Origin of the sequence: Hydrogenophaga sp. (assembly GCF_018780385.1) — a bacterium.
Classification (GTDB): Bacteria; Pseudomonadota; Gammaproteobacteria; order Burkholderiales; family Burkholderiaceae_C; genus Hydrogenophaga.
In genome coordinates, this window is record NZ_JADMJO010000081.1 from 1 (window position 1) to 11,787 (window position 11,787).

Annotated in this window: 10 protein-coding genes and 1 pseudogene; 4 read left to right on the top strand and 7 right to left on the bottom strand. The window is 65.2% G+C overall.

The genetic code is table 11. The features are described from left to right. Positions 1-148 (bottom strand): oxidative damage protection protein (locus tag IV113_RS20150; protein WP_291088712.1); only part of this gene is annotated, 148 nt, incomplete at its 3' end. Positions 149-393: 245 nt separating this feature from the next. On the opposite strand from IV113_RS20150, the gene IV113_RS20155 reads away from it, so the two are divergent. Further along, the gene (locus IV113_RS20155; protein ID WP_291088696.1) at positions 394-1,167 is read left to right on the top strand and encodes a ferredoxin--NADP reductase; all 774 of its coding nucleotides are present in this window, start codon (positions 394-396) and stop codon (positions 1,165-1,167) included. A 54-nt stretch (positions 1,168-1,221) separates the two neighbouring features. Then, positions 1,222-1,746 (top strand): disulfide bond formation protein B, encoded by a 525-nt coding sequence (locus IV113_RS20160; RefSeq protein ID WP_291088714.1) that lies wholly within the window; start codon positions 1,222-1,224, stop codon positions 1,744-1,746. A gap of 18 nt (positions 1,747-1,764) precedes the next feature. Here IV113_RS20160 and argA read toward each other — a convergent pair whose 3' ends face one another. After that, the gene (gene argA / locus IV113_RS20165; RefSeq protein WP_291088698.1) at positions 1,765-3,105 is read right to left on the bottom strand and encodes an amino-acid N-acetyltransferase; all 1,341 of its coding nucleotides are present in this window, start codon (positions 3,103-3,105) and stop codon (positions 1,765-1,767) included. A 38-nt stretch (positions 3,106-3,143) separates the two neighbouring features. On the opposite strand from argA, the gene hrpA reads away from it, so the two are divergent. Next, positions 3,144-7,058 carry an ATP-dependent RNA helicase HrpA gene (gene hrpA, locus IV113_RS20170; RefSeq protein WP_291088700.1) on the top strand — a complete coding sequence of 1,305 codons (3,915 nt, stop codon included), beginning with the start codon at positions 3,144-3,146 and terminating at the stop codon, positions 7,056-7,058. Positions 7,059-7,060: 2 nt separating this feature from the next. Here the strand turns inward: hrpA and IV113_RS20175 are convergent, their stop codons facing one another. Further along, positions 7,061-8,014, bottom strand: a complete 954-nt coding sequence (locus tag IV113_RS20175; RefSeq protein WP_291088702.1) for a FecR domain-containing protein — start codon at positions 8,012-8,014, stop codon at positions 7,061-7,063. A 298-nt stretch (positions 8,015-8,312) separates the two neighbouring features. On the opposite strand from IV113_RS20175, the gene IV113_RS20180 reads away from it, so the two are divergent. After that, on the top strand, positions 8,313-9,029 hold the full coding sequence (locus IV113_RS20180) for a twin-arginine translocation signal domain-containing protein (RefSeq protein ID WP_291088704.1): 717 nt from the start codon (positions 8,313-8,315) through the stop codon (positions 9,027-9,029). A gap of 3 nt (positions 9,030-9,032) precedes the next feature. Here the strand turns inward: IV113_RS20180 and IV113_RS20185 are convergent, their stop codons facing one another. The 4 genes and pseudogenes from IV113_RS20185 to IV113_RS20200 form a co-directional block, all read right to left on the bottom strand. Continuing rightward, entirely contained in the window at positions 9,033-10,211 is a 1,179-nt protein-coding gene (locus tag IV113_RS20185; protein ID WP_291088706.1) for a pyridoxal phosphate-dependent aminotransferase, read from the bottom strand. Positions 10,212-10,342: 131 nt separating this feature from the next. Then, positions 10,343-11,287: a CysB family HTH-type transcriptional regulator gene (locus tag IV113_RS20190; protein ID WP_291088708.1), complete on the bottom strand. Its 945-nt coding sequence runs from the start codon at positions 11,285-11,287 to the stop codon at positions 10,343-10,345. Further along, complete coding sequence (locus IV113_RS20195; protein WP_291088710.1) at positions 11,284-11,661, bottom strand: CbiX/SirB N-terminal domain-containing protein; 378 nt, start codon at positions 11,659-11,661, stop codon at positions 11,284-11,286. Before IV113_RS20195 ends, IV113_RS20190 begins: the two co-directional genes overlap by 4 nt. A gap of 7 nt (positions 11,662-11,668) precedes the next feature. Beyond that, positions 11,669-11,787 (bottom strand): annotated as a pseudogene (locus IV113_RS20200) (LPS export ABC transporter permease LptG); the annotation flags it as partial.

Consider the following 11,787-nt stretch of genomic DNA (forward strand, 5'->3'; position numbering starts at 1 on the left):
GCAGCATGGTCTGGTGCTTGAGCCAGGCGGCCCAGGCTTCCTTGCTCACGCTTTCATAAATGCGTTTGCCCAGCTCGCCAGGGTAGGGCGGAAAGTCCAGGCCTTCGGCTTCTTTGCCGAGCTTGATGCAGTTGACGGTGCGTGCCATGGGGGTGTCCTTGGTGGGGGTCAGATGATTTGGTTATAACGAATGGAAGAAATTATTCGTTCCAGTGTCTTGCGAAGGCCGGCATGATGCGGCTTCGTGCGGCAGAAGGCGACTGTAGCAACCTTTGATCGACCGCAAAGTCATCAGGGCTGCAGTCTGCATGATCGGTGGTGCGCAAGTCCCTGGTGGCCTTGTTGCCACGACGCCTTTTTACAATAGACATCTTCGCCTTCACAGGACCCCTCATGAGTGCATTTCAGGAAGAACGCGTGCTCAGCGTTCACCATTGGACCGACCGGCTGTTCAGCTTCACCACCACGCGCGACGCGTCGCTGCGCTTTTCCAATGGCCACTTCACCATGATCGGCCTGCGTGTTGATGGCAAGCCGTTGCTGCGTGCCTACAGCATCGTCAGCCCCAACTACGCCGATCACCTCGAGTTCCTGAGCATCAAGGTGCCCGACGGCCCGCTGACATCGCGACTGCAACACATCCAGGTGGGCGACACCATCATCGTGGGCCGCAAGCCCACCGGCACCCTGTTGATCGACTACCTGCTGCCCGGCAAGCGCCTGTACCTGCTGGCCACCGGCACGGGGCTGGCGCCGTTCCTCAGCGTCATCCGCGATCCGGAAACCTACGAGCGCTACGAGCAGGTGGTGCTGATCCATGGCGTGCGCCAGGTCAAGGAACTGGCCTACCGCGAGTACCTCAGCGATGCGCTGCGCCACGACGAATTCCTGGGCGAAATGGTGCAGCAGAAGCTGCTGTACTACCCCACGGTCACGCGCGAGGCGTTCGTGCACCAGGGCCGCATTCCGCAGTTGTTGGCAGAAGGCCGGGTCGCCAAGGATCTGGGTATCCCCATGCTGAACCCTGCGGAAGACCGGATCATGATTTGCGGAAGCCCCGAGATGCTGCGTGATCTCAAGGCGCTGGCTGAAAAGTTGGGCTTCGAAGAAGGAAACACCAGCCGACCGGGCGCTTTCGTGATCGAGCGTGCGTTCGCAGGAACTTGATCGGTCTGTGAGCGCTCTGTTCCGAAGCACCGTTCAACCACAGGGTCACTCTTGATCTCCACCACCATCCCGACCGTTCGACCTTCGTTCCTCCAACGCAACCCCCGCCAGATCCTCGGCCTGATCGCTCTGGTTTGCATCGGCATGCTGGCTTTTGGCCTCTACTTGCAGCACGTGGTGGGTCTGGAGCCATGCCCGATGTGCATCGTGCAACGCTACGCGCTGATCGCGGTGGCGCTGGTAGCGGGGGTCACGGCATTTGTGCGCAGCCGCTTCTGGCTGCTGGGCGGCATCGTCAAGATGGGTGTGTTCGCCGTTTTTGGGGCGTTCGTGGCTGCTCGCCAGAGTTGGCTGCAATGGAACCCGCCCGAAATCATGAGTTGCGGCCGCGACTTTTTCGGGATGATCGAATCGTTCCCGCTGCGCCGCGCCATTCCCATGATCTTCCGCGGCAGCGGCGACTGCTCGGTGATCGACTGGACCTTCCTGGGTTTGTCGATCGCCAACTGGTCGTTCCTCAGCTTCACCGCGATTGCACTGGCGGCAGTCGTGCTCTGGGTCAAGCGCACCCGAGCCTGAAGGTGGCGGGCTGGGTGTTCAGCCCAGCTTCTTCACCAGCACCTGGCTCTTTCGATCCCAGTTGTACTTTCGCTTGCGGGCCTCGGGCAGCCAGTCGGCATTGACCTGCACGAAGCCGCGTTTGATGAACCAGTGCATGGTGCGCGTGGTGAGCACGAAGATGCTCTGCAGGCCTTGGGCCTTGGCCCTGACCTCGATGCGCTTGAGCAGTCGTTCACCGTCTCCCTGGCTCTGCGTATCGGGTGACACGGTGAGCGCGGCCATCTCCCCGGTGCGTGCCTCGGGGTAGGGGTAGAGCGCGGCGCAGCCGAAGATCACCCCATCGTGTTCGATGATGGTGTAGTTGCCGGCGTCGCGTTCGATCTCGGTGCGGTCGCGCTTGACCAGCGTGCCGTCCTTCTCGAACGGCTCGATCAGCGCCACGATGCCGCTCACGTCGTCCATGGTGGCTTCGCGCACGCTCTCCAGCTTTTCGTCCACCACCATGGTGCCGAAGCCGTCGTGGGTGTAGATCTCCAGCAGCAGCGCGCCGTCCACGGCGAACGGCAGGATGTGGCTGCGCTCCACACCGCCTTCGCACGCTCGGATGCAATGCTGGAGGTAGAACGCGGGGTCGGTTGGTTGGTCGGGCGCGGGCAGGCTGGTCAGCAGCTTTTTGGCTTCAGCCAGGGGAATCTCGGTGTCGATGTCGCTCTCCGGGTCGGCCAGGTCGGTGCGAAGGCCCGGCACCTCGGTGAGGAACATCAGTTTGTCGGCCTGCAGCGCAATGGCCACCGAGGTCGCCACGTCTTCCATGGTCAGGTTGAAGGCCTCACCGGTGGGCGAGAAGCCGAACGGTGAGAGCAGCACCAGTGCGCCCATGTCCAGCGTGCGCTGGATGCCTTCGGTGTCAACCTTGCGCACCAGTCCCGAGTGCTGAAAATCCACGCCGTCCATCAAACCCACCGGGCGCGCGGTGATGAAGTTGCCCGAAATCACGCGCACCGTGGCGCCGGCCATGGGCGTGTTGGGCAGACCCTGGCTGAACGCCGCCTCGATCTCGTAGCGCAGTTGGCCGGCGGCTTCTTGCGCGCAATCGAGCGCCACCGAGTCGGTGATGCGCATGCCGTGGGAGTATTTGGGCTCGTGGCCTTTGGCCCGCAACTGTTCGTTGACCTGCGGCCGAAAGCCGTGCACCAGCACGATCTCCACACCCATGCTCTGGATCAGGGCGAGGTCTTGCGCGACGTTTTGCAGTTTGCCTGCCGCGATGGCCTCGCCCGCGATGCCCACCACCAGGGTGTTGCCCCGGTGTTTGTGGATGTAGGGCGCGACCGAGCGGAACCAGGGCACGAAGGTGAAATTGAAGACAGTGGACATGGGGCGGTGGCAGGCGGGCGGTGGGCCGGGCGCGGATAATGGCCGGCTGCCCGATTTTGACCGAAGTTCCCCACTTGTCCTCCACACCGCTGCACATCGAATTCCCGGAGACGCTGCCCGTCTCGGCCCGCCGCCACGAGATCGAGGCCGCCATGCGTGAGCACCAGGTGGTCATCGTCTGTGGTGAAACCGGTTCGGGCAAGACCACGCAGATCCCGAAGATCGCCCTGGCCATGGGCCGAGGCAAGTGCAACGCCAAACCCGGGCAACGTGGCCAGATGATCGGCCACACGCAGCCACGGCGCATCGCCGCTTCCAGCGTGGCCAAGCGCATTGCCGAGGAGCTGAAGACCCCGCTGGGCGACGTGGTGGGCTTCAAGGTGCGCTTCCAGGACCGGCTCTCGAAGGACGCGTCCGTCAAGCTCATGACCGACGGCATCCTGCTGGCGGAAACGCAGACCGACCCGGACCTGCGCGCTTACGACACCATCATCATCGACGAGGCGCACGAGCGCAGCCTCAACATCGACTTTCTGCTCGGCTACCTGCGCCAGTTGCTGCCGCGTCGGCCGGACCTGAAGGTGGTCGTCACCTCGGCCACCATCGACGCCGACCGTTTCGCGCAGTACTTCGCCTCCAAACGTGGGCCTGCGCCGGTGCTCATGGTGTCCGGCCGCACCTTCCCGGTTGAAGTGCGCTGGCGTCCATTCGAAGAGAGCCGCGACTACGACCTCAACAGCGCCATCACCGACGCGGTGGACGAGCTCTGGCGTGGTCCGCAGGGCGGCGACATCCTGGTGTTCCTGCCGGGCGAGCGCGAGATCCGCGAGGCGGCCGACCACCTGCGCAAGCACCTCAGCCACATCCCCACGCTGCGCAACGCCGAGGTGCTGCCGCTGTTTGCGCGCCTGTCGCAGGCCGAGCAGGACCGCATCTTCCAGGACCACAGCGGGCGGCGCATCGTGCTCTCGACCAACGTCGCCGAGACCTCGCTCACGGTGCCCTGCATCCGCTATGTGGTCGACGCCGGCAACGCGCGCGTGAAGCGCTACAGCTTCCGCCAGAAGGTGGAGCAGCTCATGGTGGAGCCCATCAGCCAGGCCGCGGCCAACCAGCGTGCCGGGCGCTGCGGCCGCGTGGCCGACGGCATCTGCATCCGCCTGTACGACGAGGCCGGCTTCAACGGCCGCCCGAAATTCACCGACCCAGAGATCCTTCGCAGCTCATTGGCGGGTGTGATCCTGCGCATGAAGGCCTTGCGTCTGGGTGCGGTGGAAGACTTCGCCTTCATCGAAGCGCCGCAGAAGCGCGCCATCGTCGATGGCTACCAACTGCTGGCCGAGCTCGGCGCGGTGGACGACGACAACGAACTCACCCCCATCGGCCAGACGCTCTCGCGCCTGCCGCTGGACCCGCGCGTGGGCCGCATGATCCTGGAGGCGCAGCAACGTGGTGCGCTCGACGAGGTGATGGTGATCGCCTCGGCCCTGAGCGTGCAGGACGTGCGCGACCGCCCGTTGGACAAACAGGCGCAGGCCGACCAGGCGCACGCCAAGTTCGACGACGAGAAGAGCGAATTCAGCGGCACGCTCAAACTCTGGAAGTGGCTGGAAGACACCAAAGGTGGGCACGGCAAGGACCACAAACTGAGCCACCGCCAATACGAAAACCTCTTGCGTGAGAACTTCGTCAACGTGCGGCGCGTGCGCGAATGGCGTGACATCCACACGCAATTGCACACCGTGGTGGCCGAGCACAAGTGGCAGATCAACACCCAGCCGGCGAGCTACGAGCAACTGCACCTGGCCATGCTGGCCGGCTTGCTGGGCAATGTGGGCCAGAAGAGCGAAGCAGAAGACTGGTATCTGGGCGCGCGCGGCATCAAGTTTTACCGCCACCCGGGTGCCAACCTGAGCAAGAAGCCCGGGCGCTGGATCGTCTGCGCCGAGCTGGTGGAGACCACGCGCCTGTTCGGTCGCGGCATCGCCGGCATCGAGCCGCTGTGGCTGGAACAGGTCGGCGCGCACCTGCTCAAGAAGCAACTGCTCGATCCGCACTGGGAAAAGAAATCGGCGCAGGTGACGGCGCTGGAGCGCGCCACGCTGTACGGCCTGGTGGTCTACAACAACCGGCGCACCGACTACGGCCGCGTGGACCCGGTGGGCGCACGCGCCATCTTCATCCGCGAGGCGCTGGTGGCGGGCGACTGGGAAACGCGTCTGCCGTTCCTGGCCGCCAACCAGAAGCTGGTGCAACAGGTGGCCGAGCTGGAGCACAAGTCACGCCGCCAGGACGTGCTGGTCGACGACGAGCTGATCTACGCTTTCTACGACCAACAGTTGCCCGCGCACATCTGCAACGGTGCCACGTTTGAACGCTGGTACCAGGACGAGGTGCGGCGCACGCCGAAGCTGCTGCTGCTCACGCGCGAAGAACTCATGCGCCATGAGGCGGCCGGCATCACCACACAGGCGTTTCCCAAGACCCTGCGCCTGGGTGGTGTGGACTGCGCCTGCGACTACCTGCACGTGCCCGGCGACCCACGTGACGGCCTGTCGGTGACGCTGCCGATCTTCGCGCTGAACCAGGCCAACGACGACCGCTGCGACTGGCTGGTGCCCGGCATGCTCAAGGACAAGGTGCTGGCCCTGCTCAAGACCCTGCACCAGCGCCCGCGCTCGCGCCTGGTGCCCTTGCCCGCGACCGCCGAGCGCTTCACACAGGCGCTCTGCGAGCCCGCCACGTTCGGCGCCGGCAACCTGATGGACACGGTGCTCAAGCTCGTGCGCGAAGCCACACAGCTCGACATCCAGCGCAACGACATCAAGGTCGACATGCTCAGTCCCCACCACTTCATGCACCTGCGCGTGGTGGACGAACATGGCCGTCAGCTGGGCCAGGGCCGCAGCCTGGCCGCGCTCAAGGCCGAGCTCGGCAGTCAGGCGCGGGGTGCCTTTCAGGCGCTGGCCTCCATCAAACTCGAGAGCCTGCGCCCGGCGGCGCCTGTTCAGGAGCAGCGGCCTGCCGCACAAGTGGCCAAAGCCGCCGGCAAGTCCGCGGCCAGCGCGCCTGCGGTGAGCGCCGCGCAGCGCCACACCAGCTGGGACTTCGGCGAACTGCCCGAGTTGATGGAGATTCGAAAAGGTCAACAATCGCTGATCGGGTTCCCCGCGCTCATCGACGACGGCGACGCGGTGCGGCTGGAAGTGTTTGACGAACCGGACGTGGCGAAGGCCCGGCACCGCGAAGGTCTGCGCCGCCTGTGTGCGCTGCAGATCCGCGATGCGCTGAAGTACCTGGAGAAGAACCTGCCAGGCCTGCAGACCATGGCCGCGGCCTACATGCTGGTGGGCAAGGAGTCGGGCGGCGGCGGCACGCTGGAGGAGCTCCGCACCCAGATTCTGGAACTGGCGCTGGACCGCGCCTTTCTGGCCGAGCCCCTGCCCACCAATGAGTCCGCGTTCAAACAGCGTGTGGAAGAAGGAAGAGGGCGCCTCACGCTGATCGCCAGCGAGATCGCGCGCAGCGCCGGTGCCATCCTCACCGAATACGCAGCCGCCGCGCGCAAGCTCAAGGACAGCAAACCACCCGCCGACGTGGCCACCGACGTGGGTCAGCAACTGGCCCGGCTGGTGCCCAAACGCTTCCTGCTGCTCACGCCGTACGCCCAGTTGCAGCACCTGCCGCGCTACCTGAAGGCGGTGCAGCTGCGGCTGGACAAGCTGCGGGCCGACCCGGCGCGCGACGCTTCAAGACTGGCCGAGCTGCGACCACATGACCAGCGTTTCTGGCGTCTGGTGGCGGAGCGCAAGGGCGTGCAGGACGCGCGGCTGCAGGAACTGCGCTGGTTGCTGGAAGAGCTGCGCGTGAGCTTTTTTGCGCAAGAGTTGCGCACACCACAGCCGGTCAGCGTCAAGCGCCTGGACAAGGCCTGGGCACAACTCCAGCTCTGACTTCAGCGGGTGGCCAGGGCCACGCGACCGTCGGTCACGCCCAGCGCCGTGTTGGTTTGCAGTTGCTTCAGCACAGCCTCTGCGTCTTCGCGGGTGGCCAGCTGGTTGATGCGGACCTCGAATCGGCCGTCCTTGGCCACCACTTCGGCCGGGTAGCCCGCTGTTTGAAGACGGGCGCGCAGTGCGTTGGCCTGAGCACCGCTGGGCACGAAGCCCGCTACCGTGCGCCAGCGGCCACCTTGCAACACAATGCCCTTGCCGGGCTGCATCTCGGCCTGACCGATGAACTTGGCCAGTTGGTCCGGCGTGGCCTGGCCGGCGGGCTTTTCCGGCGCACCCGTGAACACGACCCAGAAAGCCCCGGGCTTGTCCAGTTCGATGCCCGGCTTGGCATCGCGCACCACCTCGACCTTGCCCTCGAACACGCAGACAGCGTCGTGCGCTGCGTCGGTCATGCTCCAGAAATCGGTGCCACGAATGCCCACGGTGGCGGTGGCCAGCTCGATGTTGAGCTCGCGTTTGTTGCCCAGCGCCTTGCTGGTGTAGTCCGTGGCATAGCGGAACACGCCGCTGATCAGTTTGAGCGAGCTCTTCTGCTGGCTGGGCGCGGCGGCGCTCTCGCGACCCGTGTCCAGCGACTGGATGAGGAATTCGGTCTGTTCGCCGAGCTTGATCACGCTGCGGTCGTCCATGCGCAGCAGCATGCGTGAACCGGTGGCGGTGATGGCCCTGTCCTTGGCGCGCAGCTGGGCGCCGGGCTCGGCGGGGCGGCGCTGGCCGTTGCGCTCCACCCAGGCGGGCAATTGAACGGCTTCGACCACGGTGGCGCTGGGTGCGGCGTGTGCCGGGCGGCTCATGCCCCAGGCGAGGCCACCCAGTGCCAGCGCGGCGCAGGCTTGCCACAGCAGGGCGCGGCGGTGCAGTCCCATCGGGCTGTGTTCGGTGGTGGTGTGCATCACGGTGGTAACTCCTTCAACGACGGGGAAATGGCCTGTCCACAGGCGCTTGGTATTTGAGGTACGCGAGTATCGAGCGACTGGATGTTCTGTTGGCATGCTTACCCTAAAAAACATCACCTTCAAACGGTGTTCGCGTGACCCGCGTCACGACGGCCCGTCGGCGTGCCACCACGGCGGGCTGTCCGAGTGCGATGCCGGTGTATTGGCCCCGCCAGTTGACGCGCCTGACATCCTGCGTTTCACTCCATGCAGGTGGCTGCGTCCGGCCGCCACCGATCTTCATGGGACGCACGTTATGGACCGTCGCGAATTCGTGGAAACCTGTGCCCTGGGCGGTGGTTCACTCGCCGCCGCCCTGACGGGCACGGCCTGGGCCGCCGACGCCCAGCCCCGCGCCTATGGGCGCGTGCAGTTGCTCGACGAACTGGGCCAGCCGCTGAAGGCCTCCACCCTGAAGCCGCAGACCAACTACGTTTTCCATTACCCGTTCGAGGCCACGCCGGTGTTTCTGCTCGACCTGGGCAAGCCGGCAGCGGCCACCCCCTTGCAGACCCGAGACAAACGCAGCTACCAGTGGCCGGGCGGTGTGGGTCCCCGGCGCAGCCTGGTGGCGTTTTCCGCTATCTGCGCGCACAAGCTGGTGTACCCGACGAAGGACCTGAGCTTCATCAGCTTTCGCAAGGGCGCCGCCGTCAACCCGCAGACGCCGAGCAAGGGCAAAGACCTCATCCATTGCTGCGCCGACCACAGCCAGTACGACCCGGCGCGCGGCGCCCAGGTTCTCAACGGCCCGGCCGAGCAACCGCTGTGCGCGGTGCTGATCGAGCACGACGCGAAGAGCGACACGCTCACCGCCACCGGCACGCTGGGTGGCGAGTTGTTCGACGACTTCTTCAAGAAGTACGAAATGAAGCTGAGTCTGGAGGTGGGGCCGAATGCCAAACAGACGGTGGCGCGGCAAAGCACGGTGCACGAACTCGACCGGTACTGCCGCAACCCCGTCAGGTGTTAGAGCTCAAAGCCGTGCGAGCCGCTTGAGCGCCTCGCGCAGGGTGTCGTCCTGCTTGGCGAAGCAGAAGCGCACCACACGCTGATCGAAACCGTCGCCGTAGAAGGCCGAGAGCGGGATCGCGGCCACGCCGATCTCCTTCGTGAGCCACTGGCAGAAATCGCCTTCGGGCAACTCGCGCTCGGGCACGGCCAGGCTGGAGATGTCCACGCATTGAAAGTAAGTGCCTTCGCCCGCCAGCATGCGAAAGCGCGTGGCGGCCAGGCCTTCGCGGAACAGGTCGCGCTTGCGCTGGTAAAAGTCGCTGAGTTCGAGGTAGGGCGCGGGGTTGGCCATGTAGCTCGCCAGCGCGTGCTGCATGGGCGTGTTCACCGTGAACACGTTGAACTGGTGCACCTTGCGGAACTCGGCGGTGAGCGCAGCGGGCGCCACCACGGTGCCGACTTTCCAGCCTGTCACGTGGTAGGTCTTGCCGAAGCTGCTGACGATGAAGGCGCGCGCCGCCAGGCCGGGGAAGCGCGCGGCGCTCTGGTGATGCTGACCGTCGAACACCATGTGCTCGTAGACCTCGTCGCTGATCAGCAGCACGTCGGTGGGGGCCAGCAGGTCTTGCAGGCGCTGCATGTCGGCCGCGCTCCACACGGTGCCGCTGGGGTTGTGCGGACTGTTGATCAGGATGGCGCGCGTGCGCGAGGTCATGGCAGCGGCAATGCGGTCGAAGTCGGGGCGGAAGGTGCCGGGGGTGAGTGGCACCCGCACGGGCACACCGCCGGCCAGCTCGATGTTGGGCACGTAGCTGTCGTAGCAGGGCTCCAGCACGATCACCTCGTCGCCGGGGTGCACCACAGCGAGCAGGGCGGTGAGGATGGCCTGTGTGGCGCCGGCGGTCACGGTGATCTCGGTGGCCGGGTCGCAGTTCAGGCCGTACAGCGCCTGCATCTTGGTCGCCATCGCCTGGCGCAGCGCAGGCACGCCCGGCATGGGTGGGTACTGGTTGTGACCGGCCTGCATGGTCTGCGTCACAGCGTCGACCAATGCAGGGTCGCAATCAAAGTCGGGAAACCCCTGACCCAGATTGACCGCCTTGTGCTCGGCCGCCAGGGCCGACATGACGGTGAAGATGGTGGTGCCGACCTTGGGCAGGCGGGACTTCAGATATGGAGTGAGCGGCGTCATCGTTGTCATGGCTTTTCACAGGAGCGTTGGAGTGGGATGTCTTGTTCAGAAACACCGCGGAACTGGCTTCGCCAGGCCGCAGGTGTTGCCCCCTCGAGGGGGTATGCGGCTACACGCAGTGAGCAAGCAACGGGGGTGGTTCAGAGCTCATAGTCGTCAGGGGTGCCGCTCATCGCGCGCATGATCTGGTCGCGCGTGAGACGTTCGCTCAGCAGCTCGGCAAAACGCAGCACGAAGTGGCGCAGGTAGGTGCCGCGCTTGAAGGCCACGCGCGCCAGGTTGTGGCCAAACAGGTCGGCTGCGGGGCGGGACACCAGGTCGGGCGTCTGGTTGTCACCGGCCATGGCCATCTCGGCCACGATGCCCACACCCATGCCCAGCTTCACGTAGGTCTTGATCACGTCGGAATCGATCGCTTCGAGCACGATGTTGGGCTGCAGGTGGCGCAGCGCAAACGCCTGGTCGATGCGGGTGCGGCCGGTGTAGCTCGGGTGGTAGGTGATCAAGGGCACCTGAGCCAGATCTTCGTGCGTGATGCGTTCTCGCTGCAGCAGAGGATGATCGAAGGGGAACACGAGCACGTGCTGCCATTCGTAGCAGGGCAGGGTGACGAGCTCTGGGTAGTTCACCAACGATTCGGTGGCCATGCCGATCTCCGCGACCTCTTCCATCAGCATCTTGGCCACCTGGTCGGGCGAACCCTGGTGCAGGCTGATGGCGACCTTGGGATAGGCCTGGCGCAATGCGGCCACCGGCCCTGGCAGAACGTAGCGGGCCTGGGTGTGGGTGGTGGCAATGGAGAGCGTGCCACTGTCCTGGGCCGAATACTGCTCGCCGATGCGCTTGAGGTTGTTGACCTCGCGCAGGATGATCTCGATGCTTTTGAGCACCTGCACGCCGGGTTCGGTGACGCGCTTGATGCGCTTGCCGTGGCGGGCAAAGATTTCAATACCGAGCTCGTCTTCGAGTTCGATGATGGCCTTGGAAACACCCGGCTGCGAGGTGTGCAAGGCCTTTGCTGCTTCCGTCAGATTGAGGTTGCGGCGCACGGCCTCCTGGACGAAGCGGAACTGGTGCAGGTTCATGGTGCGCTCTCCAGCGAATCGTCCAGCGCGATCTGCGCGAGCAAGGCGGTGAGGCGGGGGTCTTCGCCCGCAGCAGGAAGTTGCTCGAACCGCACCTGCGGATGGGTCTCATGGAGTTCGCGCATCAGTTGAGGCAGGTCTTCACGCGCGTGTTTGCCCATGCCGAAAAACAGCGGAAGTACACGCACACGGGTGGCGCCGGCCTCGACCATCTGGCGTGCCGCGGACGCCATGTCGGGCTCGCACAATTCCAGGTAAGCGCACGACACGGCGGCGGTGGGGTCGCTGCGCGCAATCTGCTGCGCCACCGACTCCACAGGCAGGCGCCACAAAGGGTCGCGCGACCCATGGGCAAACACGATCACACCAAGCATGGACACGCTACCTTCGCAACACAAGCCAGCCGAACGCGGCCAGCGAAAACACCGAATAGATCAGCGCGGGTGAGGCCGCCGCCAGCCAGGGCTGCCACTGGTTGAGGTTGCCGATGTAGCCGAACA